We start from the raw sequence: 25,663 nt of genomic DNA, 5'->3' as shown, positions 1-25,663 counted from the left end.
CAGCAAGCCCCTCCCCCCAACAAACTCGCTCCTACATGTTTCTGGCGCCATTTCTTGGTCGCCTCTAATCGGCGCTGATAACGGAACTTCGCAGCAAATTCCCCCTCTCAATCAACACTTCGCCATCCCGGCGGCCCTTGTTGTGACCGCTGCCCAACCCCGCGGCATGCCCAGAGAGAGTTGTGCCGATGGTCCACGAAAAGACCTTCACCGACACCCCCGTCCTCGAACAGCCACGACCGGCAGCCGCCGCTACGTTACTGGCCCTGATGCATGCTCAGGGCGAAGTGGAACGGCTGAGTGAACGCGAGCAACTGCTGAGTTCGCTGTTGGTCAGTGTGAATGCCGTGCTCTGGGCAATCGAGTGGGACACTCGCCGCGTGCTGTACGTCAGCCCGGCCTATGAGCGGGTTTTCGGACGTACGGCGGGCATGTTGTTGACCGACTATCGGGAATGGCGCAACAGCATCCACCCCGAAGACCTCGACTACGCCGAGCACAGCCTGGCCCAGGTGCTGCACAGCGGCGCCGTGGAAGACCGCGAGTACCGCATCATCACCGCCGACGGGCAGATCCGCTGGCTCAGCGACAAGTGTTACATCAACCAGCAGGCCGAGCCCGGCCAGCCGGTGATCGTGGTAGGCATAGCCGAAGACATCACTGAAAAGAAGCAGCTGGAGCTGGAGCTGCACCGCCTGGCCACCACCGATGTGCTGACCCGCAGCAGCAACCGCCGGCATTTCTTCGAGTGCGCCCACCACGAGTTTGAACGCGCCTGCCTGCAAGGCACGCCCCTGGCGTTCCTGTTGCTGGACATCGATGACTTCAAGGTGGTGAACGACACCTACGGCCACCTGGAAGGCGATCAGGTGTTGCAGCGTATCGCCGAGAGCGGTCGGGGAGTTCTGCGCCGTGGCGACCTGTTCGGGCGCATTGGCGGCGAAGAGTTCGCCGCCATACTGCCCGGTTGTGCCCCGGAGATGGCAATGCAGGTGGCCGAACGCCTGGGGCACGAGATTGCGCAGCTGAGTTTCAGCCACGACGGTGAGAGCTTCGCGATCACCGTCAGCCAGGGCCTGGCCAGCCTGACCGCCGAGGACGCCAATGTGGACAGCCTGTTTGCCCGCGCTGACGCGGCCATGTACGAGGCCAAGCGCCAGGGCAAAAACCGCGTGCTCCCCGGCTGACGCCACACGATGACCTGTGGGAGCCGGGCTTGCCCGCGATGCAGGCACCTCGGCGTGTTGGTTGTACCGGGATGATGCTATCGCAGGCAAGCCAGCTCCCACACTGGCACGCATCGCCTGCTAGGTTTTGCGCATACGCGTCAATTCCGGCAAACCCACCTTGAGCAAGCGTGCCGTCTTGCCTTTCGCCAATGCCTCGACGCCTTCATGCTCGGTCAGCCGCGCCAGTTGCGCCGCCAGGTTCATCACCAGCGCTTCGCGGGAATACACCCCGCCCTCCAGCGAATAAATCGCCGCGATCAACTGGCGCAACTCCAGCGGCAGGCGCCAGCGTGTGCGCAGTGCCGAACCATAGGCCGCGCCGAAGGTGTAGAGGGACTCGCCAATCGCTTCATCATCCAGTTCGCCACCGCCCAGCAGCCAGTCTTGCAGGCACCGCAGCAAGGCCAGGTCGCCAAGGCGATGGAGGATCCCGGCGCTGTAGCAGCGCTCGTGATCCAGGTCGAGCATGCGCGCCAGGCTGCGGGCGTAGTCGGCGGTACGCTGGGACAGCTGCCAATGACGCTCGGCGTAATCCACAAGGCTCGGGTCGCTCAGTACCACGTTGTGCTTGAGGGCGAGCCCCAGGATCAGGTTCATGCTCTGCCCCGCCGCCAGCTTGTGCAGGGCCATGCCCAGGGTCTGTACCGGCGAACCGTGATGGCCGGCGCTGTTGGCGGCGGCGATCAACACGGCAGTAATCTGAGGGTCCATGCGCACCTGCTCTTCCAGGCGCTTGAGGTCCAGGCCCTCCGGCTCCAGGCTATGTTGCACCGCAGCCTGCACGTCGACCCGCAGCGGCGCGCCGTCGGAGGCTTCCCGGCGGCGCTCCAGAAACACCGGCAAGGTCATGCCCGGCGCCAGGGCCGGGACTTCGCAATACACCGTCTCACCTTCGTTCAGCAGCAAGTCCTGCAGGCGCTGGGTCAGGCTTTCCATGTTCAGGGGTTTGGTCAGGTACGCGGTCGGTGCCAGGGGCAAGGCTTCGCGCACACTGGCGCTGTCGTTGCGGGTACTCAGCAGGATAAACGGCAACAGCGGCGTACGCCGTTGCAGGCGCACGCTGCGCAGCAGGCTCAGGCCATCGACGCCGGGCAGCTCCCAATCGGCAATGATCAGGTCATAGGGTTTGTCACGCAGCAACTCGGTGGCCCGCTGGCCATCGGCACACACATCCAGCCGTGCGTCACAGCGCACATTCAGCAACACCTGCTTGAGCAGATCTCGGGACCAAGGGTCGGCCTCGGCAATCAACACACGGGGTACAGCCGGTAAATCAACAGCAGTCATCCAGCACGCTCCATCGGCAATACCAGCACCTTAGACAAAGGAGCCGCCTGCGTACAATGAACAACGGCTGAATACCGTTCATCGGGCACAAAAAAACCCGCCTAAGCGGGTTTTTTGTCGATCAGGTCAACTTTTGATCACAGCTCGGAGAAGCACTCTTCGATGATCGCCAGGCCTTTGTCCAACTGCTCGTCCGGCGAAGTCAGCGGAACCAGCACGCGCAATACGTTGCCGTAGGTGCCGCAGGACAGCAGGATCAAGCCCTTGTCACGCGCCTTGGCCACCACGGAAGCGACAGCAGCGGCGTTCGGCTTGTGGCTGTCGCCATTTTCGAACAACTCGACCGCAATCATCGCGCCCAGGGCACGCACTTCGCCGATCACCGGGTACTTGGCCTGGATAGCTTTCAGACCGGTCACCAGGCGCTCGCCCACAGCCTTGCAGCGGTCCAGCAGGTGCTCTTCTTCGAACACTTCCATCACGGCCAGGGCCGCGGCGCAAGCGATCGGGCTGCCAGCGTAGGTGCCGCCCAGGCCACCTGGCGCAATGGCGTCCATGTATTCAGCCTTGCCGCATACACCGGCCAGCGGGAAGCCGCCTGCGATGGATTTGGCGAAGGTGGTCAGGTCGGCGGCAACGCCCATCTGTTCCATGGCGAAGAAAGTACCGGTACGGCCGGCACCGGTTTGCACTTCGTCGGCGATCAGCAGGATGCCGTGCTTGTCGCACAGTTCGCGCAGGCGCTTCATGAAGGATTTAGGCGCGACGTAGAAACCGCCTTCGCCCTGCACCGGCTCGATGATGATGGCAGCGATATCACGCGGCTCGGCATCGTTCTTGAAGATGCGTTCGATGCTGGCGATGGAGTCGTCATCGCTCACACCGTGCAGCTCGTTCGGGAACAGCGCGCGGAACACGCCGCCTGGCATCAGGCCCATGCCGGCCGAGTACGGCACGACTTTGCCGGTGAGGCCCAGGGTCATCATGGTGCGACCGTGGTAGGCGCCGGTGAACGCGATCACGCCGGCACGGCCAGTGGCGGCACGGGCGATCTTCACGGCGTTCTCTACCGCTTCGGAACCGGTGGTGACCAGCAGGGTTTTCTTGGCGAAATCACCCGGGACCTTGGCGTTAACTTTTTCGCACAGCTCAACGTACGGTTCGTAAGCCAGTACCTGGAAGCAGGTGTGAGTCAGCTTGTTCAGCTGTTCGGTCACGGCGGCGATGATTTTTGGGTGCACGTGGCCGGTGTTCAGCACGGCGATACCGCCGGCGAAGTCGATGAACTCGCGACCTTCAACGTCGGTCACGGTGGCGTTCTTCGCCGACTCGGCGAAGATCGGGTGAATCTGGCCAACACCGCGTGGTACAGCGGCTTCGCGGCGTTTCATCAGGGATGCGTTGGTCTTGCTCATAAAGTCCTCATTCGCCACTCATCGGGTGGCGTGGTCCAAGGAATACGTGGCGGGGAGGCAACTACGGCAGCATGCGATGATCGACTGCCACAGCTTTCCCGGCCACTACGAATAACGGGTGAAACACGCAAAGGGACAGCGCTCTCGTGCCCTTTGCGTTTGCAGCAATGCCTTGCCGGGCTTAGATGCCCAGGCAGAGGTATTTGATTTCCAGGTAGTCCTCGATCCCGTACTTGGAGCCTTCACGGCCCAGGCCCGAAGCCTTGATGCCGCCGAACGGCGCCACTTCGTTGGAGATCAACCCGGTGTTGACGCCGACCATGCCGTATTCCAGGGCTTCAGCCACACGGAACACACGGCCCAGGTCGCGGGCATAGAAGTAGGAAGCCAGGCCGAACTCGGTGTCGTTGGACATCGCGATCACTTCGGCTTCGTCTTTGAAGCGGAACAGCGGCGCCAGTGGACCGAAGGTTTCTTCCTTGGCCACGGCAGCATCTTTCGGCACGTTGACCAGGATGGTCGGCTCGAAGAAGTTGCCTTCCATCACCTTGCCGCCAGCCAACAGGGTCGCGCCTTTGCTCAGGGCGTCAGCGATGTGCTCCTGAACCTTGGCCACGGCCTTCTCGTCGATCAGCGGGCCGGTGGTGGTGCCCTCTTCCAGACCATTGCCGATCTTCAGCTTGGCCACTGCCACTTTCAGTTTCTCGGCGAACGCGTCGTACACCGAATCCTGGATGTACAGGCGGTTGGCGCAGACGCAGGTCTGGCCGTTGTTGCGGTACTTGGAAATGATCGCGCCTTCGACGGCCTTATCCAGGTCTGCGTCGTCGAACACGATAAACGGCGCGTTACCGCCCAGTTCCAGGGAAACCTTCTTGATGTCCTTGGCGCATTCGGCCATCAGCTGGCGACCGATTTCGGTGGAGCCGGTGAAGGACAACTTACGCACGATTGGGTTGCTGGTCAGCTCGCTGCCGATATCGCCGGCGCTGCCGGAGACCACGCTGAACACGCCTTTCGGAATGCCGGCACGCTGGGCCAGTTCAGCCAGGGCGAACGCGGAGAATGGGGTTTGCGACGCAGGCTTGAGCACCATGGTGCAACCGGCAGCCAGGGCCGGGCCGGCTTTACGGGTGATCATCGCGGCCGGGAAGTTCCACGGCGTGATGGCAGCGGTAACGCCGATTGGTTGCTTGATCACGATCAGGCGCTTGTCCGGCTGGTGGCCGGGAATCACATCACCGTAGACGCGCTTGGCTTCTTCGGCGAACCACTCGATGAACGAGGCGGCATAGACGATTTCGCCCTTGGCTTCGGCCAGCGGCTTGCCTTGTTCCAGGGTCATCAGGCGAGCCAGGTCATCCTGGTTCTCGATGATCAGCTCGAACCAGCGGCGCAGCTTGTTGGCGCGGTCCTTGGCGGTAAGTGCACGCCAGGCCGGCAGGGCCTTGTCAGCTGCTTCAATGGCGCGACGGGTTTCGGCGGCGCCCATTTTTGGCACGGTACCGAGGATTTCGCCGGTAGCGGGGTTGTTGACCTTGATCGTTTGACCGTTGTCCGCATCGACCCAAGCGCCATCAATAAAGGCTTGCTGGCGGAACAACTGGGTGTCTTTGAGCTGCATGTCGGCTTTCCTTAACAGCACCGCGCACGCGCGGAGCGAATTAGAGTTGTTGAAAGGCGCCTTGAGGGCTGCCGTCAGGGAAATCATTCACTGGGCGCAAGCACGTAAATAGCGCACGAAAGGACAAATGTGCGGTTCAGCACCCAGGCAGGAGCGTTTGAAATCTCAAACGAATCCTAGGATCAATGGGGGTGCAGGGCAATAGTCTGTTCGAAAAAAAGAACGAAAACGGCGCATTTGCTCGATTTTTCTGATCAGCGTGTTTCGGGCGAGTTCAACCGCAATTCGTCGAGATGCCCGGTACAGGGCTTCGGCAGCGCCTAATCCTACTGGCAGCAGGCCGAAAAGCGGCATGGACGCCCAAGGTCGACATGGGTATGATGTCGCCCGCACAAGCATCCGTAGCTCAGCTGGATAGAGTACTGCCCTCCGAAGGCAGGGGTCGTGGGTTCGAATCCCGCCGGGTGCACCAGATACAGATGAAAAAGCCCCAGGTCGAAAGGCCTGGGGCTTTTTTGTGGGCGTCGATTCAGGGTTTCTGCAACGCCTCCAACCGCGCCGGCAAGTCTTCCTTGGGAAAGCGCTTATGCAACTCCAACAGCTTCTCATCCGCCGCCTTCGTCTCTCCCACCTGCCGCAACCGCAGGATCTCCTGCAGCCCTTGCTCCAATGACGGCAGCACAACAGCCGCGCGCTTGCTCATCTTCGCCACCGGCTCATCCGCCAGCGAGCCCGCGACTTCTGCCTGCACCTGCGGCGCACTGTCAGCCTGCGGAGCCACTGAGAATCGAGCCATCGGCGCCGCTGCCGGGGCCGGACGAGCGAGTTCTTGCGGAGCCGCCGCGTAAGTACCTGTGGATAACTCCGGCTGCGGCACCGGCGAGCGCGTGACCAAACCAATCATCAGGGCCACACCCGCGACGGTGGCAAACGCCATCTGCCAGCGCGGCCGTTGGCAGGCCTGTAACCAACGCTGCCACAGGCCGGGTTGCCGCACCGGTGCTTCACGGTGGGCGGTGGCCAGGATGAAGGCGTCCAGGGAAGCCGGCGGCTCGCCGCTGGTGTGTTGACGGAAATGCTCGATCAGCAGCTCGTCGTTCGAGTCCTGGGTATGTCGGGGGTCAGTCATGCGGGTACCTCCTCGGCCAGCAGTCGGCGCAGTTTCTGCTGGGCGTAACGCAAGCGGCTTTTTACCGTTTCCAGTGGGGCGCCGGTGAGCGCGGCGATTTGTGGCACTTCCAGCTCGCCATGCAGGCGCAGCAGGAACACTTCGCGCTGATCTTCGGGCAAGTCTTGCAACGCGCTGTCCAGGCGCGCCTGGTCGCGGCTCAGGCTCAGCAGTTGCTCAGGCCCGGCGCTGTCGTCGGGCTGGCCGTGAAGCTGCTCATCGTAGCTGTCGCGCAGCGGGTTGTGGATGCCGTGCTTGCGCCAGTGGTCGATCAGGCGGTTGCGGGCAATCTGGAACAGCCAGGTGCGAAAACTCGCCCGGCCCTGTGGCTCGCTGGTGCTGCGGATCAGGCTGAGCCAGGTGTCCTGGAACACTTCCTCGGCCAGTTCGGCCTTGTTGCTCAAGGACACCAGAAAACGGTACAGGCCCTGTCGATGCCGCGCATACAGGGCCTCGAACGCTGCACCGTCGCCGCTGCGGTAGCGGGACAGCAGGGCTTCGTCGCTGGGTGAATCCATCAGGTGGCGCACTCCTTTGAGGTGGATCAGTGTTTGGCCGGGGCCTGGAGGTTCTGGGCCAATTCGACCAGTTGCACAAACTCGCCGCGCAAACCAAAAGGGTCGTCGCCCCGAGCGGAGCGGGCCAGTGCGGCCGTGTCCTTGAAACTCATGCTGCCAGTGTAGCGGCCATCACCCTTGAGTTGCTGGGCGAAGGCGGCCACGGCAGCAGAGAAGCGCAGGTCGTCGCTGGGTTTGCCGCTGTGCTGGTTGCTGATCGGGTGTTCGATCAGTCGGCTATCGCCGCCTTCCGCTGGTTTGTAGCGTACCCGCAACATCGCCAACTCATCAGTTTTACCGTCAGCCTTGGCCGCCGATGCGTAGCGCAGTGGCTCCAGCCAACCCTGTTCACCCTTCGGGACAATTTCATACAACGCGGTCACTGTATGCCCTGCACCGATTTCGCCGGCGTCGACCTTGTCGTTGTTGAAATCCTCACGCTTCAGGGCGCGGTTTTCATAACCCAGCAATCGGTATTCACTGACCTGCGCCGGATTGAATTCCACTTGCAGTTTCACATCCCGGGCCACCAAGGCGAGGGTTGAGCTGAGCTGGTCCACCAGCACTTTGCGGGCTTCGCGCAGGTTGTCGATATAGGCGTAGTTGCCATCACCGGCATCGGCCAGTTGTTCCATCAGGTGTTCGTTGTAGTTATCCACACCGAAGCCGAGGGTGGTCAGGGACACGCCGCTTTTGCGCTGGTCGACGGCCATTTGCTTGAGGCTGTCGAAGTCACTGACGCCCACGTTGAAGTCGCCATCGGTGGCCAGCAGGATGCGGTTGATGCCTTTGTCGATAAACCCTTCGCGTGCCATTTGGTAGGCCATTTCGATCCCCGACGCGCCTGCGGTTGAGCCGCCGGCGGTAAGTTGGTCGATGGCATTGCGGATCGTGGTTTTGTCCCGGCCCGAGGTGGGCTTGAGCACCACCCGCGATTCGCCGGCGTAGACCACCAGCGAGACGCGGTCCTGGTCGCGCAGTTGGTCCACCAGCAATTTCAGGGTGCTCTTGACCAGAGGCAGGCCTTCGCGGCGATTCATCGAGCCTGACACATCCACAAGGAACACCAGGTTAGCCGGAGCCAGGTCCGCCACGGCGTGGTCCGAGGCCTTGATGCCGATGCGCAATAGTCGGGTGTGGGGGTTCCAGGGTGACGGTGCCACTTCAGTGGTCACGCCAAAGGGCGAGCCGTCGGTGGGCAAGGCGTAGTCATAAGGGAAGTAATTGACCATCTCCTCAAGTCGCACAGCACCTTCGGGCGGCAGGCTGCCTTGATTAAGGAAACGTCGTACGTTGGCATAGCTGCCGGTGTCGACATCGACGCTGAAGGTGGAGACCGGTGTTTCGGCAACGCTGCGGATCGGGTTGTCCGGGAGGTTCTGATATTGCTCCCGAGGCTCGGTCTGGTATTGCATGGCGATCGAGTCGTTCATGACCAATCGCGACGCCATCGGTGCAGGCGCAACCCTCCGCTTGACCATGGCCCCCTGGACGCTGGCGGGCTCACTTTGCACCTCCACGACAGGCGCCGACTCAGCGGGCTTGGCCACGTCACGGGATGAAGAAAGCCCACACCCGGCAAGCGCCACCAGCAGGGTCACGGTGAAGCCTTGGGCGGCAGGGCGCAACAGCAGAAGAGGACGGGACATGGGCTGAACCTCGTGAATGAATGATCCGTTCACAAGGTCAGACGCAAGGGGCTGGCGATTCGGGTTAAAGCAACTTAGAGCGACGGAATATTTCCCGTCGCTGCCACAGTCGCCACCGGGACACGCTCGTTAGGCGCAGTTACGTCATACACATGCTGCTCACAGCCCTTCCCGATAATCACGAATTCCACCAGGTAAACCTTTTGCTTCTCAGGCTTGAAGGTCGAACTCATGGGGCCGCACTCATACACATAGGTTTTGACGAGGCCGACATAGTTGGCGTTGTAGACCCGTGACTCGCCGATCACTTCAAAGGGCTGCCCCGGGTCAGCCTGCACTTCCAACTGCGGGAAGCGTTTGGCGACGGCGCTGTTGCCCACTTCGTTCATCTTGGCGATCCAGCCGAATACCTTGCCACGGCCGGAATCCACCACCGTCCCGAGGATTTCCGGACGCTGATCTGCATCGGAACTACGGCGTACGGAGAACTGCACCGGATAGGTAAAACCGGTTGCCTTCATGATGACCTTGGCGTGTTCGGCGTCCACCTCGACCTTTTTCTGCTGCAACTGGACGCCGTCCGTCAGCAGGCTTGGCGAGGAGTTCCTGGCAGTGGAGTGGCAGCCGGCCAAGACCAGGGCGAGGATTAAGAGTGAGGTCTTTTTCATGGGTTACTTCCTTGAGCACATTTAAAAATCTGGCTCGGGCTACGTGGGAGAACCGCAGCCCGATGCCGTTTTCTATCGGCCGTAATACTTAAAACGCGTACCGCGCCTTGAGCATGACCCCATCGGCATCAAAACCACTGCGGGCCTGGCGGGTGTAGCTGGCACCCACGGTAAAGTCCGACACCTGGTAGTTCACGCCGACACTGGCTTCATAGCTGTCACGCGCCACCGAAGCGCCGGTGACGGTGAACGCAGAACCGCCGAGCACATAGCTGGAGGTTTGTGCGACGCGATCACCCATCAGGTCGTGATACGCCATCAAGGTTGCTTCCGGCTGCAAGCTACCGGCACCCATGGGCAAGTTGCCCGCCAAGCGCACACCAGCGCCCAGCTCGCCCACTTCATAGCGTTGCGACTGGGTGCTCAGCGCGGCCGAGGAGCCCTTCTCGTTGAAACCGTCCATGCGCACGTTGGCGTAACGCGCTGCCACGCGCGGCTCGATCACCACGGCCTGCGACGGCTTGAAGCTGTAGCCGCCGATCACACTGGCAGACAGCACATTGCTGTCGTAACTGCCCTTGGCTGTGGTGCCGGCGATATGGCGTTTGCTGTCGTTGTCGTTATGGCCATAGCTGAGGCTGCCGTCGACAAACCAGTTTTGCAGCGACCAGTTGCCGTACAGCGACAGCGCATGGCCCTCCACATCGGTCTTGTTGCCGAGGTCGGAATGGATGTTAGAGTTAAGGTAGCTGTACGCCACGCCCAACGTGGTGGTGTCGTTCAAGCGCCCGTCCACACCCACGGCCATGCCGCTGCTGTTGGCCGAGTAGCCGTTGTTGCCGCCACGCCCGTCCTGGTCCATGTTGCTGCTCAGGCCCTGCACCCACACGCCGCCGGTTTGATGGCTTTCGCGCTGGTCGGTGAGGCGGTTGAAGATCGCGCCGTTGACCACGGTCTGGCCCGACAACGCCACGTCCAGGGCGCCGCGATTGACGTCCGGCTTGAGTTGTTCGCTGACCTGAGCAAGCTGCTGTGCTGTGCCGGCGTCAGCCAGGGTTTGGAACACTGGGTCGTTCTGATTGAGTCCGCTCAGTACGTCGTTTTTAAAGGTGTTCACCGCCGTCGCTGACGCAGCGCCGGCGCCCACCGCGGCGAGCTCCTGCTGCACTTGCTGGTTGTCTTTAACCGCCACTACGGCCTTGACCGTTTGCGCGTCGGCCGAGTAGCTCAGCACGTTCAGCAGAGAGGACGAGCTGGCCACAGACAGGCCATTGTCTTGCACGCTGGTGGCTTGCAACAGGGTGTACTGAGTGCCGTTGTTGGTGCTGGCGAAGTCGCCCGGCTTGGCGCTCACGGTCAGCTTCGAAGCCTGGGCGAAATTCGCTGCACCGTTGACAGTCAGGTACGGCGTGGTCGGCACTACGCTGTCGGCCAGGTGCATATCAATACCTGCGCCGCTAGCAACGTTGAGGTTGCCAGTGATCGCAGTACCGGGCGCCGACAGGTTCAGCGAGCCCGAGTTGACCGATACCGGCGCGATGATGCGGCTGCCGGTGAAATCGGCCTGGCCGGCGATATTCACGGCGTTGACGTTGAGCACGTCGCCGATGATCTTGCCGCCCGTCCAGTTCAAGGTGGCCAGGTTTGCCGCGTCGATGGCGATGCCGGCGTTACTGCGGATTTCGCCGGCTTGCTGGTTGATCTCGAACGCCGAGGTCTGGTCCGTGGCATCTACATGAATGGCTGTACCATCGGCGCTGATCGTGCCGCGGTTAACGATGCCGCGCGCGCCGGTCGCGCTGTTCTGGGCAAAGGTTGCCCCGGCAAACTCGAAGGCATTGGCGTTGGTGCCCGTGGCCTCGACGGTGCCGGTGTTGAGGATGTAGTCGACCTTACCGTTTAGAAACATCACCGTCTTGGCGTCATTGCCGTTGGCAGAAAGCAGGCCGCTGTTTTCGATGCGCAGAGGGTTGGTGTCGGTTTCCACCTCGATGCCCCAGGCGCCCTCGCCCGTCGCCTTGAGCGTGCCGGCGTTGAGGATTTTGCCGCCGACGGTGGTCCCCAGATTGTTCTGGCGGTCGAGGATCAGGCCGATGGCGTAATCACCGTTCATGTCGATCACACCGGTGTTCGAGACGTCGCCGGCGATGGTGGTGCCATGCAGGTAAATGCCTTCGCCGCCATCCACGTAGGAAGGTGAAGCCGGCGGCGTCAGGGGCAGCGTGGAACGGATGGTGCCGGAGTTGATGACACTTCCACCGATGGTCGTCGCGCCGATCTCAAGCCCCTCGTAACCCCCATTTTTCATAAGAATGTTGCCCGCCTGGACCACGTCCCCGGTGACAGTTCCCGGGCTCAGGTTCTGCGGGCCCGACCAGAACAGCGGGTCCAGGGCAATCGCACGGATGGCGGCGCCCTGGGAATCCAGAGTGATGTCGGCACGGTTGATCAACGAACCCTGGATAGTGGTGTTGGCCACACCCAGTCCGGCAGGGTTGGTGGTGGTCGGCACCACTACTTCGGAGAACGTCCCGTTGATAATCAATGACTCATTAAAGGTCTCGCCGACCCAAATGTTCTTGCCCTGCCCCAGGTCGAATTCCACCGCCAGCGCTTGCGTACTGATTGCGCCGACCATGAGTGCCAACAGGCTTTTCTGGAACTGCTTACGCTTCATTTCAAACTCCATGAACTACATTAAAAGCCGCCAATAGGCCCGGCGGCAGTAGGTGTACTAAGCGAGGGATCAATTGATCCGAATGCATTCCCCCAGGGTGCCTTCCTGAAACGCAGGCGCGCGCCTGTGCACCACAGCGGGCGGTGACAGAAAAGAGGCTTGGGGGGCGAGGTTCACATTAATCCTTAATGTCATTTGAAAACGCTGCAGTCCATGCAGCCCGACCGGTTGCGGGTGGGCGGGGTAAAGACACTGGGATATACAAAATGTTCAAGGTGCTCGGCGGGTTCTATCAAACTGCTCGCGTCAGGATCAGCCACCGCAAGCCACGCGGCGACCTCTCGCTGGTCTACTTGAGCTCCTTCACCAGATAACTCCCGGAGATCTGCGTGATACCCGTCAACGCGCGGCGCAACGCCTCAGGATCAGTGCGATAAGTGAGCGGCGTGTAACCGTAGACATTCTGGCCATTGAACGGCGTGATCGACTCCACCGTGCGCCAGAGCATCTCGTCGCCACGGTCCATGCGCGCCACCACGGTTAGCGTCGGGTAGACCACGCTGCTGAAACCCTGGGTCAGGCGAAAGCCCCACTCGCCTACCGTCAGTTGAATCTGCGCATCGGCCGGCTCGTCGTCACCCACCACTTTGAGCGATGACGTCTTACCCAAGGCATCGATAAAGGCCTGCTTGAGCAACACGCCCAAGTCGATATTTTCGGCGTCCATCACCGTGAGGATCGCGGCCGGCGTCGACATCTCGGCCAGTTGCCCTGCCTTCATGCCGGCGGCAAACCCCGCGCCGCTCAAGGCCGCCGTGCCCAGCTTGGACGCGCCGCTGGCCATGCCGACGCCCGCACCAAGCCCGGCGCCCAGGGCCGCACCCCAGGCTTGTTCACGGCCCATGTAGACCATGTTCTTTTCCCACTTTACGGGCAGCACTTTGACCGTCTTGACCTGTGCGCGATGCTCGGGCGTGAGGGGCTGGCTGACGCAGCCGCCGAGGATGAGGGTGGAGAGGAGAATCAGGAGAAGGTTTTTCACATCAGTCCTTTAATGTTGGTGGTGGGTGGATGCGTTTAATCATCGCCAGGGTGTCGGCAATGGGGGTGAAGACATGAGGCATTGGGAGTGGGCCAGTACTTTGCTGCCTTGCGTGGGTTTGGGTGCGGGCTTATAGTCCGGGCCGTCGCCCACATGGCGATTCAGGTTTGGCGACCTGACAACAGAGCGCAAAAGCATCCCGCTTCTATGCAGGTGTTTTTGCACCCGCAAAGCTGTGCATGATATGGCGGCTGTGCGCGGGAGACCTTCGGGTCTGCCGGTTTTCTCTGTTGCCGGTTCGCCAACCTGCGTACGGCCGCCACCCATTCGTTTGGCGACGAATGAGTGGTGGCTTAATCCACCAACAGAGTACTGACAATGAATCGATACATGCCCCTCACGGGCCACGACTGCACCGTCCCCGCCCTGCTTATCGACACCCATGCGCCCCTCGATGTCCTCCACGACGCCGCCGTGTACCGGATTCGCGCCGTCACCCAACTGCTGGAAAACCTGGCCTTCCGCGACCAACTCAGCAGCGATGCTGTGGTGCTTCAAGACTTCGCCCAATTGCTGGCGATTCCGCTGCGCGATGGGTGTGATTTGCTGGATGTCATCAGTCGCAGACTCAATACCGATCCATCCTGAGTAAAAGCCGGGCGGCCTGGGTGCCGCCCCTTTAACTCGGTTAAACAACCTCACTTACCATGAAGCAAAACTTTTAAAGCATCTTTAGAAACGCACACTATGCGTGCCCACTCTTCTTTTTCCAAATACTCTTTATCAGAAAGATCAGGACCATACTTATCAAAAAGCGCGTCAATAGCTTGAACCACGTCCTCGATGGCTCTAGCTTCCTGATCATTTTTCAAAACTAGCCCTATCCAAGTGTATGCATTTTCAGCGAGCCCTGTATCGTCATATAAAAAATGTATTGTGTAATCAAGTTCATCATAAGCTAAATTCGGCGATGAACGTTCTACCCAGGCACGGAACTGGTAATCTGAGTCCGACAAACCTGCCAGATAGGAAACCAGCTCCTCTCTCATACTCGGAAATTTTAACTCGGAGAGTTCCAAGTTTTCCATTTTTTATACTCACTCTGGGCAAAGGGGACGGATTTATTTAATTGACCTAGCTGGAGTTTTTAAATCTAATATTTAAACAAATCCGTCACTTTTACGTCCTAAATAAATCCTTGCCCTTTACGTTAAAGAGCAACTCTGCCAGCATTAAAACGTGGATTGCCCCCTATTTTCCAAAACGTGTGCAGATAGATAAACACTCAACTTATCAGACAAGCCTATCCGTTCAATATAAGCAACAATATATACAGCAGAGCTCTCGTCCGCCTCACATACCGGCTCAGACATTTGCTCTTGTAGCCCTACAATCTTATAGGCCTTATTGGCAAAAAAACCGATCACCAACAATATTAAAATTAAACTATTTTGTTCTACGCTTTCAGATGCAAAATTTCCTTCTGCCAGCGGTCCGCTCTGCATATCATCGGAGTCTAGATAATATGCTAATTCATCAGCACTGAGCCCTCGATCAGACAACCATCGCCAACACTTATCAACTGCCTCCTGACATTTTTTTTGCGTATCACTCGCCGAGTCAAGGTTACGTAGAGCATAATCAAGCAACAGAAGGAAAATTGAGGCTTTCTTTACCCACATCATACTGTCAATGACTTTAAGCGCTTCTTCATTGTCCATTAACTATTCTCCCATCTTTAACTAGGACTGTTAGACGATTTGGCATTGCTGCCCCTCCCTCAGCGGTAACTCTTAGCAGAAGAGTAGGATAGCGCTGACTGAATTGTTTAACCACCCCATTCAGGTCACTATTACCCGTCAAACCTGCACTACACTTATTACAGATACCACTTGCATTTGGTTAAAGGGGACGGATTTATTTAATTAACTCATAAGAAATTTTTAATATTTAAATAAATCCGCCCCCTTTACGCTGTTATATCATCGACCGAGAAATAGGGGGTCAGACCACTATTAATACTTTAATTAGAAAACCGTGGCCTGAACCCTATTTCCCGCGCCCGATTCTCGCTCTAATTCACGCGTTAAACAAAACTTCTCTCAGCAAGTCCTGCCTCTCTGCCTGAGCCCCTACGGCTGCAGTGAAGCACTGATTATAGGCAGCAATCTTCAAAACGCCGCCCAAATCTTCTACTGCAAAGCAGTCGATATCCATTAACTTCTTTTCGTCGACACCCACTAACTGAAGCAAGGATTTGCTTACCCACATGAAAGCGCCAACCGCCTCAATGTAGCCGTTTCTTAAAACCCAACGCCCAGGATTTTTTGATATATCTACGACCTCTTGGGTCAGCGGAAAAGGCAGCCCATTACTTTTCTTGGGCAGATGAGCGTGTTCGACGCGCTCAACTTCAAAGAGCGTAAGACTCTCGGCATTTTGCCATCGATCATACTCGGCGTCGTAAATTCGAGCCTGAACAAAGCCGGGCTCATCGATTAAAGCTTCAATCAAGGTCTGTGCAACTTCAATCGAATTCGCCAGGTGTTTCATATCAAGCCGATAAAACGCTTTATCTGCCACATACGAAAACTCGACAGAACCGTTTGCCAGCTCAATAAAAAAACTCTGACACTTGTTTTTCTCCAAGTAATTCGAAACGTCCGCCAACCCTATTTTCTTGCCGGTAAAGCCATCAATGACGGTATCCTCATTAAAGTTTTTGAGCTGTTGTATTAGCCGCCCCCATACAACTGAAGCGCCATCATGTAGCCTCTCGCTAAAGACAATTTCAATTTCAGCCATATGATTAGCCACCGAACTCTTTAATAATCACAGTAATATTACGTTGCTTTCCATACTCTATAAGCTTGCTCGCGTCAGCCATTCCGCCCGGTTGAACTCGGATGTCCAAAATTTTCGTTGCCGGTACGCCATCCACGGTAATTTTTGAACTTTGCAAGGTGTCCATATGGGGTCTCATGTCATAAGACCACCCTTTACCTCGGGTATCAATCGTTTTCAAACTCACCACATTGGGTCAAAGGGGACGGATTTATTTAATCAACTCATCTGGATTTTTAAATATTTAAATAAATCCGTCCCCTTTACGCACTTGGTATTTTTCCGTAAGGGTTCGCAGCATTTGCGTTGACAAATATCTTTCCACCAGGCTCAACCACGCGAGTAGCTTCCGGAAGAAAATCCATCATTGAGTTAGTACCACCTGCACTCTTGGGAATGAATGGGTTACTAGCAACAATCTCTCCCACCGAACTATCCTTGAAAGGAAGTTTCGTTGCGTCCGCTCGAATACCAGACTGAATATCTGCTCGGACATCCACGTTTATAGCACCAGGAGTTTGAGCATTCTTCCCACCAAATAACTCAACAGTGGGTTTCCCACCAGAACTAGCTAATTCTCCTGTCGCTTTTGCACCGAGCCTTTCTCAACCATTTTTTAAACGCAGAATCGTTATTCAACTGAAAGACATTATTCTTTTTTCTAAGAAATCGATAAAGTTTTTCGCATACAAACTAGAAGTTTGATCAGAAAGTTCAAGCCTATAAACAGGATACTCTCCATCATTAAGACCATCGTCCGTGGCAAAATAAAATGATTCCCCTGCACCCGGCGGTTCGCAGATAAATAGCCTCTCCTTCCCACACAACCCATTTCGACCGTTAACGATTGACATATAAACGATATCCCCCCCCCTTACACTATCAAAATCCATTTCGTAGATACTATAAATCTCCTCCCCAGATATTTCCCCGCCAGAATAACACTTCAGCCACCATTTATAGCTATCAGGCAACTTCAACCCAAGACGAGCTTCAGCTTTATAAATCCACTCATCAGCAATCCCGTCACCATAATCAGCAAACTCAACGTAATCCGACTCTTTAATAAGATTAATTATTCTCGAATAATCCACGCCTAATTACTCCCCGCTCCGAGCCCGCAACTTCCAATAATCCGACTGATAAGAGTTAAACTCTTTAGCCTGCTTTGTCAATGTTTTTGCATTCAAATCCGTAGGAACTGAAACATAGTCAGTCGTAGGGTTTCTGTATTCTGCAGAGTCTTTGTAACGAGTATACCTAAAGCTTTGAGCGGCATTGGATGGGACATGAAGAACACTGCTATTCTGGCTATGGAAAACAGAACCAACTTCTGCAAGTGAACCACGAGTACCAGCGAATCCATTAACTTCAGTTTGCGAGAGATGATGTAACTCAACTGATTTCCCATCATACCCAATTGGTGCTCGACCCGAGGCCATCCTCTCAAGGTTTGAGCCTTCAACAGTTTTACCTCGTACTCTCCAGGTCGATAGGGCCTCTGGGTCAAAGAGGTCGTTACGTTGATAAACAGTCCTATCTAGAACTGTTGTTTTATTCCAAAAAACATCAACTTTAGGCGTCGTACTTGCAACATTACTACCCGCCGTCGTGCCCGTACCAGCAGAACCTAGCCCTTTTGCACCACTGGCAAGCTCTCCAGCTAACTTACCATTAAAGTATTTACTCGCGCCGCCAAACAGAGCCGCCTGAGCTGCGGATTTCGCCGTGCTCCATGCCAGGTCAGACGTTACGCTCGACTCTCCTGGAAAGGTTTCCGGAAAGAAAGAAGCTAGCACTCGGTCGGGCTCATTGGATTTAAAATCCGCCGTAATCCGGCTAGCAGAATCCCATGCCCCCACCATCGAGGTGGTGCCAAGCGCTCCTAAGCCGATGGGTAAGGCACAGGTAACAACGCCAACACATGCGGGTGACGACATCACCATCCCGGTATATGCAGTAGCCCCTCCGACTAGGCCAAGGGCAGTGTCTTTGCTTGCTCCAACGACCTGCACCGCCTTGCCGTGAGCATTGAGCGTATCGTCGCTCCAATCCTGCCAACTACGGCCACCAAACTGGCCGGTCGCCTCAAGTAACGCGATCTCCTCACTAAAAGTGGCGCCGCGATCCTGAAGTGCCTTGAAGTCCTTATAGGTTTCATCGTTGGTCGGGATCGACTCTGCGCAACTAACCAAAGCGCAGGCCGCCGCATTCAAACGATCAGCCTTTTCCGGATGGAACCGTCGCTGTTCATCCAACGCATCGGCTTGAGACTTGTGAAGCTGGTGGTTGTACTGCGTGGCATTTTTCGCCACCCAGCCACCCTTCTCCAATTTGCTAGCATCTGCATCTTTTTGTGTGGCCGCAGCTAAAACACCGACCAGTTGAGAACTCATGGACAACAATGTCTTGTCGCCCTTCACGATGTCGTTAAGCTGTACGACCAGTGCCTCATTGGCGCCGGCTGCCAATGCGCCTGTACGGAAATCTCCACCCGTTGCTTCGGCCAAGAGGCCACCGACCATCGCATGAATCGCGATCTTGGGAATTGAACCGTTTTCGATGTTCCACTTTTTCGTGTAGTCGCCGACGGCATTGAAGCTGGCCGCTGCCAGGGTATTGAATAGCGCAGTTTTCAGCGCCTCACTCCCACTGCCGCCCTGCCCCAATGCTTTACTCAACAGCGTTGAAGTACCGCCTTGCAATGTCTGGTTCGCGGCAAACTGCCCTACACCAGTCCATGTGTTGAGCTGTGGCCCCGTTATTTGCTTAGTCGCCTGATCAGTATGAGTTCCGGTCCAGCCATCAAAATAAGCTGCGGTCAATCCAGCGGTCACACCGGAAATCGTATACCCCTTCAAAGCATCCGAAGAGGTGACATCCTTGAACACCGCCCCTAAGTTGCCACGATTATTAACGACACTAACCGTCGCATTGGTCGCAGCGCCTGCCGCTACGGCTCCCGCACCTGCCGCGACAGCGACGCCTGCTCCAGCACCTGCAGCCGCAGTCATTGCCAACGGCCCGACAAATGCGGCCATCAGAATTGCTATTACAATCTGCGAGCCCGCACCTAAACCGGAGTTACTGTATTTGAAGCTATCGTGGATCTCTTTGACTTGGCGCCAGTCCACGTCACCGCGCTTTTCAGCATCCTTGAGCCAAGCCAGATTCGGATCGGCTTTGACCATGGTATCGATGGTCTGACTAACGGTTTGCTGATCGATCTGCCTGACATCAATCTTCAATCCGTCGACAGCTTTGATAACGACCTGCCCTTGAGCGATCATTTCACTCTGGCGCAGCGTTTCGTCAGTGTTGCCTTTACCTTTGGCGCTGAACCAAGCGAGGTCACCCTTGCTCTTGGTATGGCTCTCGTCATGAAGGTCTTTGACGCCTTCAAAGACGATGGCCCCGCCACTGTTAAGAATGATGTCATTACCACTATCAAGCTTCGCGACCTGGTAACGCTGGTCACCTTCGCTGATCAACGTGAGGTTGCCGCCAGTCTTGATCTCGGTCCCAACGTTCGTGGTGCGGGTTACTTCGTCTCGCTGCTCTTTCTTCGCGCCCCAGCCACCGTTCTCCTTCATGTCATACAACGTATGAGTACTGTTCTGCGCCGCCAGCAAATTCAACTTATCCCCGCTATACAGATAAGCCTCATTCCCCGCACTGATCTTGCTCGCCACCAGCGTGGTGTCGCGCCCGGCCTGGCTCGTAAAGTCCCTGCCCGCCGTCAGCACACTGGCTAACTGCGTGGTCTGCTCATCCGCGGTCTTAATGCGTTTCTTGCCGTCTTTTTCCTTGCCTTCGACGTTGTGCACATCGCTGACAGACGCCACGTTGAAATCGCGCCCGGCCTGAATGTTCAGGTCCTTACCCGCGGTGGCGTTGCTGCCGATGATGTTGACGTCTTGCCCCGCCACCATGCTCAGGTTGCCACCGGCCGTGACCGTGGCCGCTTGGTTTTTCACGTCGGTGGTGATGCTGGATTTGTGCCCGCCGTCGCTGAAGGCGTGGATCTCGCTGGTGTCGCTGACGGCGATCAGGTTGAGGTCGCGCCCGGCTTTCAGGTCGGCATCGCCGCCGGCGGTGAGTGCACCGTGGTTGGTGAGGTCGCGGCCAGCGTCGATGGCCAGGTTTTCGCGGGCGGTGATGGTGCCGGCGCTGCTGTCGGTGAGGGTGCGCATGCCGGCACCCTGGCGCACCTGGATGGCGGTGTTGTCGTTGGTGATGTCGCCCTTCAGGGTGGTGAGGCTGACCTGGGTGCCGCGTATCTCGCCAGCCATGGAATTGCGGATGCTGTCCTGGGCCAGCAGGCTGAGGTTGTTGCCGGCCTCGATCAGGCCGCCGGTGTAGAGGCTGCCGCTGCTGGCCACTGAGAGGTTGTTGCTGGCGCGCAGGGTGCCGACGTTGATCAGGTCGCCGCCGGTCATCAGGTTGAGGTCGCGGCCCTGGATCAGGCTGTTGCCGCGCACGTTGCGGGAGTCGGCCTGGGCCAGGTAGAGCACCGGCACGAGCACGGTCTGGCCGTCGACCACGCGGTTTTCCATCCACACGATGTCGTGGGTCAGGGCGCCGACTTGCTGGTCAGTGAGGGATACGCCGACGCTCAGGCGCAAGGCGTCCTTGCTGGCCAGGGCGTTGTCCATCAGGTAGCGGAACTGGTCGTAGTCGCTGGTCAGGCCACCGGCGAGGAAGCGTTGCCCGGTTTGCGCCAGCACCGCATCGCGGATCAGCCGTGACTCGTATTGCCCGTCACCCAGGCGACGCCAGGCGTTGTCGGGGCTGTAGCCGAGCTTGCCGAGCATGTAGTCGGAGCTGAAGAAGCCCGCCACAGTGGTGAGGTTCGGGTTGGTCTCGATCAGGTAGTGACTGGTGGGGTCGGCGTTTTTGATGAACAGGCCGTAGTCGCCCTTGGGCAACTGGAAGCCGGGCGCGGTGGTGGGGTCGACCGGGGTGAAGGACTCGCCGGTGTAGTCCACGGGTACGTAGCGGCCGTCGGGCGCGATGCTGGTCACCGGCAATACGCTGCTCGGCGCCTGGGCGGTGGCGTCGTTGACGTGCTTGCTCAGGTTGATGTTGATGCCGCCGACGGGGATGCCGGTCTGGTCGTCACCGAGGGTGCCGGTCAGTTGCTCCAGGGTGTTGGTGTGCAACGTGCCATTTTGCAGGGTGCGCGCAACGTTGAGGTTGACCGCGCCACCGGCCTGTATCGTCGCGGTGTAGCCTGGGCCGCCGTTGTCGGTCCAGGTGGTGACGTTGCTTTGCTCGGAGAAACGCCAGTCGCTCGACCGGGCCTTGAGCACCTCAAAGCGTGCTTCATCGAAATTACCCGCTGCCACTGCTGCGTTGAAGGCGGGTACGTCGATGTATTCCATCCGGTCCCACTCATCGGTGTCGATGCGCTGCGGGGTGCCGATGACGATGGTGTTCTGCCCGGTGCGAGTCGCGGCGCCCTGGTTGAGCAGGTCGTTGGCGGTGATGCTCAGGTTGCCATTCGCCGCCAGCAGGCTATAGCGGTTCTGGACGTTGTCGCCCTGGATCAGCAGGTCTTTGCCCGCCACCAGGCGCGCAGAGGCCGAGTCCTTGATCGCGGATTCAAGGTAGGTCTGGTTGATGGTGATTTGACCGCGCTTGAACGAGTCGTGCCCGCCGCAGTGCTGGCCGCACTGCCAATTGAGGCTGCCGGTGGTGATGGTCTGGCCCAACTCGAATTCAGCCTTGGCGTTTTCCACATTCCGCGCACTGATGCCGATATTGCCTTCGCTTTCAACCGTACCGGAAAGGTTGCTGAAGCCCGCCGCCATGCCGCCATCGAGCGCCGCGAAACTCAGGTTGCCCTTGCTGTAGACGTCGCCGTACAGGTTGCTGAAGCTGTTCCCGCGCAGGGTCAGATCGCCGCCGCTGAACAGCAGCGTGTCGGCGCTATTGCTGATGCCATTGCTGGCGCTGAGGTTGACGTTGCCTTGTGAACCGAGGGTGCCGCGGTTGTTGATGTGTGCGGCGGCAATGTCGAGTTGCTGGCGTGCGGTGAGGTAGCCGAGGTTATCCAGCGTACCGCCCAGGGTGATGCGGGTGGTGGTGCCGCCGGCCAAACGCCCGCCGTTCTGGCTGAGGTTGTTGGCGACCACGCTCAGTTTTTGCTGGGCCGAAAGGCGGCCACTGTTGGTCATGTCGCCGGTCAGGTTGACACTCAGGTCACCGTCGCTGAGCAACTCGCCCGCGTTATCCAGGCTGGCGACATCCAGGGTCAGACCCTTGGCGCTGGCCAGGCGGTCGCCGGCCTTGAGGCTCAGGCCCTGGGTGCTGGTGTAGTGCAAGGCTTCATTGAGTTGCACACGGCCGAGGCCATCGACCCGGCCGAACGACCAGTCGGCGGTGCCCAGGCCATTGATGCTGCCCTGGCTGCCGCTGAGGCTGCTGGTATTGAGGCTGAACACGCCGGTGCCAGCGTGCTGCAGTTGCCCGGCCTGGTTATTCAGATGCCCGGCGCTGAGGCTGAAGGCCTGGCTGCCGAATTCAAGAATGCCGTTCTGGTTATTCAGTTGGTCGGTGACCGTCAGGGTGCTGCTGGCGCCTTCCATCGCCCGCAGTTGGCCGCCCGCGCTGTTGTCGAGGTTGCCGCCATTGAAGGTCAGGCCCTGGTTGGACTCAATCAGGCCGCCTTGGTTGGTCAGTTGGGTACGCGAGGTCAGGCTGAGCTGATTGCCGCTGATCTGGCCGTTGGCGCTGTTGTCCAGGGTGGCGCCGGAGACGGTGACGTGCTCCTTGCCGAACAGTTTGCCGCCCCGGTTGGTCAAGGCCTCGACCGTCAGTTGCAGGTCGCTCTTCAAGGCGGTCAACGCGCCGGCCTTGGTACCGTCTTGGCTGTTGTCGACGCTGTCGGCTGTCACCGTCAAGCTGTCGCCTTGCACGGTGCCGCCCTGGTTGTTCAAGGTGCCCAGCGTCAGGTCGACCGCCGCACCACCGCTGAGGATCATGCCCTGGCGATTGCTCAGGTCCTGGCCGCGGTAGCTCACGCCCTGATTGCCGGCCAGGAGTTGGCCCTGGTCGTTGTCGAGGGTTTGCGCCGCGATATCCAGGCGCTTGCCCCGCAAGGTGCCGCTCTGGTTGTTGAGGGTGGTCAAGGCCTTGACCAGCACACTGCGTTCGGCGGCGTCGATCACACCGTTGGTGTTGGTCAGCAGGTTGCTGATGTTGAGGGTGATGTCGCCGTCATTGCTGACCAGCGCGCCCTTGCTGCTGTTGTCGAGGTCTTGCGCGGTGACAGTGAGGGCCTTGCCCAGCAGGATCCCGGCGCTGTTGCCCAGGCGCTTGCCGGTCAGCAGCAGGTCACCCTCACTTTGAATACGGCCCTGGGTGTTGAGCAATTGGTCGTTCAGCACCACGCTCACACCCGGCACACCACCGGCCAGCAACCCGGCACTGCGGTTGTCGAGGCTGCCGGCGCGGACGTCCAGTTGGTCACCGACGATACGCCCGGCGCGGTTGTCGATCTGCCCGCTTCGCGCATCCAGCAGCAACTGCTTGCCGATGATGGCGCCGCCCTGGTTATCCAGGCTCGCGGCGTGCAGTTCGATGTCGCCCTGGGCGGCCTGCAAGTGACCTTTGGCGTTGTTCAACTGTTGGGCGACGGTCAAGGTCAACTTGCCGGCATCCGCGCTGAGTACACCTGCGTCGTTGTTGCTGAGGCTGCCGAGGGTAGCGGTGAGTTGCCCACCCACCAGCTTGCCGTCCTGGTTGGCGACGTCACCGGCGCGCAGGTTCAAGTCAGTGCCAGCCTGGGCATGACCCTGGCTGTTGTTGAAGGTGTTGGTGACGGTGAGGTTGAGCGCGCCTTTCTCGGCACTGATCAAGCCCTTGGCACTGTTGTCGAGGCGGGCGGCGTTGACCGTCACGGCGTCGGCAACCAGGAAACCGTTCTGGTTGTTGATTGTGTCCGCTGTTACACCGAGGTTGCCCGCGACAATCTGCCCGCCGGTGTTATTCAGCGTGCCGCTGTTGAGCGTCAAGCTGCCGCCCGCGACCTGGATATGGCCCTGGCGGTTATCCAGCGAATCGGTTTGCAGCGTTGCCGCCTGATCGGCACCGAAGCGAATCAGCCCGCCGAGGTTGACGATGGCCGGCGCGTTGATCGCCAGCGCTTGCTCGCCATACACCCGCGCGGTGGCGCCCTGGCTGGTCAGTCTGGCACTGTTCAGCGTGACGGTTTTACCCTGGATCACTGCGCCCTGGTTGTTCAGTTCCCGGGTGGCCGTGGCGCTTAGCGAGCGGCTGGCCAGGACGTTGCCGCTGGTGTTCAGGGTTTGCGTATTCACCACCACATCGCCGGTGGCATTGCGGCTGTTATCGGCCTGCACGCCTGCTTCGATGATGCCCGGGTTGGTGACGGTGGTGGCGTTGAGTTCGATGCGTTGGCCAGCGGCCAGGCTCTTCTGGTTGACCAGTTCTTCAGCACTGCTCACCTGCACATTGCCGGCGGCGTAGACCTTGTCGGTCAGGTTCACGTTCTGCGCGGTGACCTTGAGGTTACCGGTGGTCGCCGTCTGCGCCATGCTCAGGCGCCCGTTGGCATCCAGCTGGATATCGCCGCCACTGGCGGCCAGCGTACCGTCGAGTTTCACCCCTACGCCGGCCTCGGTGCCCACCAGTTTGATCGCACCGGCGTACATGCCGCCCAATGCCGAGGAATCGATGGCCAGCTCGGGCTTTGCGCTGCCGTCATCGGCGCGCGCGGTGGCTTTCAGGCTTTTGGCATCGACGTCGTTACGCCCGGCAATGACGGTCAATTCTCGTGCGTTGATCTGCGCATTGATCTTGGCCGAGCGGGTGATGATTTCGAAGCGGTCGACGTTGCTGGCATTCAAGCCTTCGCCGTCAATGGTCACGGCGCCGCCGTCAACCTGGTAGCGCTGCAACTGGCCGCTGGCGTCGAGCACCGGTTTGCCGGTGGTGAGGGTCACGTTGGGGGTGTTGATGAAGCCGCAGCCGCTGCATGTAACGCCGTACGGGTTGGCGACGATGACCTTGGCCGACTGGCCCGCCACTTCGGTGTAGCCGCGCAGTTGGCTGGGGCTGCCGCCGTTGACTTCGTTGAGGATGACGCTGGCCGCGCCGCCCTTGAGGTTGGGGTTGCCGACGATGTAGCCACCCAGCTGGGTGTTCGTCATGGGGCCGTTGGCGTTGTTGAGGATCACGCCGTTGGGGCCGACGTTGTAGTCCTTGAATTGGTTATGGGACAAGCCACTGCCATTGGGGGTGGCGATGTTCACCACCGGTACGCCATTGCCGGCCTGGCCGACGGTGGTGCCCGGCGCACTGACCACAATGCCTCCGGCCTGGGCCAGCAGCGGCTGCCAGAACAGCGCGTTGGCCAGGATCAGCACCAAACCGCGCTTGGGCAGGCCGAAGAACGAGTCTCGCGGTTTCAGCGCAGCAGAAGGTTGGCGGGCCAGGAAGGCAAAGTGGCGAACATCCATTGTCATATTCTCGATGTA

18 protein-coding genes and 1 tRNA gene are annotated in these 25,663 nt (G+C 58.8%); 3 read left to right on the top strand and 16 right to left on the bottom strand.

The genetic code is table 11. The features are described from left to right. The first annotated feature begins 188 nt into the window (after positions 1 to 188). Positions 189 to 1,187: a GGDEF domain-containing protein gene (locus AC3WKX_RS18540; RefSeq protein ID WP_102606313.1), complete on the top strand. Its 999-nt coding sequence runs from the start codon at positions 189 to 191 to the stop codon at positions 1,185 to 1,187. Positions 1,188 to 1,307: 120 nt separating this feature from the next. Here AC3WKX_RS18540 and AC3WKX_RS18535 read toward each other — a convergent pair whose 3' ends face one another. From AC3WKX_RS18535 to gabD, 3 genes are all read right to left on the bottom strand, one after another. After that, positions 1,308 to 2,516 carry an HDOD domain-containing protein gene (locus tag AC3WKX_RS18535; protein WP_003218151.1) on the bottom strand — a complete coding sequence of 403 codons (1,209 nt, stop codon included), beginning with the start codon at positions 2,514 to 2,516 and terminating at the stop codon, positions 1,308 to 1,310. A 137-nt stretch (positions 2,517 to 2,653) separates the two neighbouring features. Continuing rightward, on the bottom strand, positions 2,654 to 3,931 hold the full coding sequence (gene gabT, locus AC3WKX_RS18530; RefSeq protein ID WP_087693631.1) for a 4-aminobutyrate--2-oxoglutarate transaminase: 1,278 nt from the start codon (positions 3,929 to 3,931) through the stop codon (positions 2,654 to 2,656). Between the two features lie 181 nt (positions 3,932 to 4,112). Then, positions 4,113 to 5,555 carry an NADP-dependent succinate-semialdehyde dehydrogenase gene (gabD, locus tag AC3WKX_RS18525; protein WP_003218155.1) on the bottom strand — a complete coding sequence of 481 codons (1,443 nt, stop codon included), beginning with the start codon at positions 5,553 to 5,555 and terminating at the stop codon, positions 4,113 to 4,115. 395 nt (positions 5,556 to 5,950) lie between these two features. Between gabD and AC3WKX_RS18520 the strand changes: the two genes are divergently transcribed. After that, positions 5,951 to 6,027, top strand: a tRNA-Arg gene (locus tag AC3WKX_RS18520). A gap of 57 nt (positions 6,028 to 6,084) precedes the next feature. Here the strand turns inward: AC3WKX_RS18520 and AC3WKX_RS18515 are convergent. The 6 genes from AC3WKX_RS18515 to AC3WKX_RS18490 form a co-directional block, all read right to left on the bottom strand. Continuing rightward, the gene (locus tag AC3WKX_RS18515) at positions 6,085 to 6,684 is read right to left on the bottom strand and encodes a hypothetical protein (RefSeq protein ID WP_102606312.1); all 600 of its coding nucleotides are present in this window, start codon (positions 6,682 to 6,684) and stop codon (positions 6,085 to 6,087) included. Further along, positions 6,681 to 7,241, bottom strand: coding sequence for an RNA polymerase sigma factor (locus tag AC3WKX_RS18510; RefSeq protein ID WP_102606311.1), 561 nt, complete (start codon positions 7,239 to 7,241; stop codon positions 6,681 to 6,683). Before AC3WKX_RS18510 ends, AC3WKX_RS18515 begins: the two co-directional genes overlap by 4 nt. A gap of 26 nt (positions 7,242 to 7,267) precedes the next feature. After that, positions 7,268 to 8,929: a vWA domain-containing protein gene (locus AC3WKX_RS18505; RefSeq protein ID WP_102606310.1), complete on the bottom strand. Its 1,662-nt coding sequence runs from the start codon at positions 8,927 to 8,929 to the stop codon at positions 7,268 to 7,270. Between the two features lie 74 nt (positions 8,930 to 9,003). Then, a complete protein-coding gene (locus tag AC3WKX_RS18500; protein ID WP_008433680.1) occupies positions 9,004 to 9,597 on the bottom strand; it encodes a hypothetical protein in 594 nt (197 codons plus the stop codon). An 88-nt stretch (positions 9,598 to 9,685) separates the two neighbouring features. Then, positions 9,686 to 12,274 (bottom strand): autotransporter family protein, encoded by a 2,589-nt coding sequence (locus AC3WKX_RS18495; protein ID WP_102606309.1) that lies wholly within the window; start codon positions 12,272 to 12,274, stop codon positions 9,686 to 9,688. A gap of 349 nt (positions 12,275 to 12,623) precedes the next feature. Then, complete coding sequence (locus AC3WKX_RS18490) at positions 12,624 to 13,316, bottom strand: hypothetical protein (protein WP_102367864.1); 693 nt, start codon at positions 13,314 to 13,316, stop codon at positions 12,624 to 12,626. Positions 13,317 to 13,706: 390 nt separating this feature from the next. On the opposite strand from AC3WKX_RS18490, the gene AC3WKX_RS18485 reads away from it, so the two are divergent. Continuing rightward, positions 13,707 to 13,964, top strand: coding sequence for a hypothetical protein (locus AC3WKX_RS18485; RefSeq protein ID WP_008433674.1), 258 nt, complete (start codon positions 13,707 to 13,709; stop codon positions 13,962 to 13,964). 50 nt (positions 13,965 to 14,014) lie between these two features. Here the strand turns inward: AC3WKX_RS18485 and AC3WKX_RS18480 are convergent, their stop codons facing one another. From AC3WKX_RS18480 to AC3WKX_RS18450, 7 genes are all read right to left on the bottom strand, one after another. Then, on the bottom strand, positions 14,015 to 14,404 hold the full coding sequence (locus AC3WKX_RS18480) for an SCO4402 family protein (RefSeq protein ID WP_008433672.1): 390 nt from the start codon (positions 14,402 to 14,404) through the stop codon (positions 14,015 to 14,017). Positions 14,405 to 14,548: 144 nt separating this feature from the next. Further along, positions 14,549 to 15,037: an Imm6 family immunity protein gene (locus AC3WKX_RS18475; protein WP_008433671.1), complete on the bottom strand. Its 489-nt coding sequence runs from the start codon at positions 15,035 to 15,037 to the stop codon at positions 14,549 to 14,551. Between the two features lie 358 nt (positions 15,038 to 15,395). Next, positions 15,396 to 16,121 (bottom strand): hypothetical protein, encoded by a 726-nt coding sequence (locus tag AC3WKX_RS18470; protein WP_008433670.1) that lies wholly within the window; start codon positions 16,119 to 16,121, stop codon positions 15,396 to 15,398. A 4-nt stretch (positions 16,122 to 16,125) separates the two neighbouring features. Then, the gene (locus AC3WKX_RS18465; RefSeq protein ID WP_008433669.1) at positions 16,126 to 16,287 is read right to left on the bottom strand and encodes a hypothetical protein; all 162 of its coding nucleotides are present in this window, start codon (positions 16,285 to 16,287) and stop codon (positions 16,126 to 16,128) included. A gap of 136 nt (positions 16,288 to 16,423) precedes the next feature. Then, positions 16,424 to 16,660: a methyltransferase domain-containing protein gene (locus AC3WKX_RS18460; protein ID WP_256579544.1), complete on the bottom strand. Its 237-nt coding sequence runs from the start codon at positions 16,658 to 16,660 to the stop codon at positions 16,424 to 16,426. Between the two features lie 135 nt (positions 16,661 to 16,795). Next, entirely contained in the window at positions 16,796 to 17,254 is a 459-nt protein-coding gene (locus AC3WKX_RS18455; RefSeq protein WP_008433668.1) for an SMI1/KNR4 family protein, read from the bottom strand. A 6-nt stretch (positions 17,255 to 17,260) separates the two neighbouring features. After that, positions 17,261 to 25,645, bottom strand: a complete 8,385-nt coding sequence (locus AC3WKX_RS18450; protein ID WP_102605396.1) for a two-partner secretion domain-containing protein — start codon at positions 25,643 to 25,645, stop codon at positions 17,261 to 17,263. Positions 25,646 to 25,663 lie beyond the last annotated feature (18 nt).

This window comes from Pseudomonas sp. GP01-A4 (genome assembly GCF_058780865.1).
Note: the sequence above shows the minus strand (reverse complement) of the source record. Positions and strands in the feature narration are given on the sequence as shown.

Bases quoted from the DNA above. Each gene is read 5' to 3' on its own strand.
- AC3WKX_RS18515 (WP_102606312.1), bottom strand. From the start codon at position 6,684: ATGACTGACCCCCGACATACCCAGGACTCGAACGACGAGCTGCTGATC.
- AC3WKX_RS18540 (WP_102606313.1), top strand. From the start codon at position 189: ATGGTCCACGAAAAGACCTTCACCGACACCCCCGTCCTCGAACAGCCA.
- AC3WKX_RS18470 (WP_008433670.1), bottom strand. From the start codon at position 16,121: ATGGCTGAAATTGAAATTGTCTTTAGCGAGAGGCTACATGATGGCGCT.
- AC3WKX_RS18495 (WP_102606309.1), bottom strand. From the start codon at position 12,274: ATGAAGCGTAAGCAGTTCCAGAAAAGCCTGTTGGCACTCATGGTCGGC.
- AC3WKX_RS18485 (WP_008433674.1), top strand. From the start codon at position 13,707: ATGCCCCTCACGGGCCACGACTGCACCGTCCCCGCCCTGCTTATCGAC.
- AC3WKX_RS18450 (WP_102605396.1), bottom strand. From the start codon at position 25,645: ATGGATGTTCGCCACTTTGCCTTCCTGGCCCGCCAACCTTCTGCTGCG.
- AC3WKX_RS18480 (WP_008433672.1), bottom strand. From the start codon at position 14,404: ATGGAAAACTTGGAACTCTCCGAGTTAAAATTTCCGAGTATGAGAGAG.
- AC3WKX_RS18465 (WP_008433669.1), bottom strand. From the start codon at position 16,287: ATGGACACCTTGCAAAGTTCAAAAATTACCGTGGATGGCGTACCGGCA.
- AC3WKX_RS18510 (WP_102606311.1), bottom strand. From the start codon at position 7,241: ATGGATTCACCCAGCGACGAAGCCCTGCTGTCCCGCTACCGCAGCGGC.
- AC3WKX_RS18535 (WP_003218151.1), bottom strand. From the start codon at position 2,516: ATGACTGCTGTTGATTTACCGGCTGTACCCCGTGTGTTGATTGCCGAG.
- AC3WKX_RS18505 (WP_102606310.1), bottom strand. From the start codon at position 8,929: ATGTCCCGTCCTCTTCTGCTGTTGCGCCCTGCCGCCCAAGGCTTCACC.
- AC3WKX_RS18500 (WP_008433680.1), bottom strand. From the start codon at position 9,597: ATGAAAAAGACCTCACTCTTAATCCTCGCCCTGGTCTTGGCCGGCTGC.
- gabD (WP_003218155.1), bottom strand. From the start codon at position 5,555: ATGCAGCTCAAAGACACCCAGTTGTTCCGCCAGCAAGCCTTTATTGAT.
- gabT (WP_087693631.1), bottom strand. From the start codon at position 3,931: ATGAGCAAGACCAACGCATCCCTGATGAAACGCCGCGAAGCCGCTGTA.
- AC3WKX_RS18475 (WP_008433671.1), bottom strand. From the start codon at position 15,037: ATGGACAATGAAGAAGCGCTTAAAGTCATTGACAGTATGATGTGGGTA.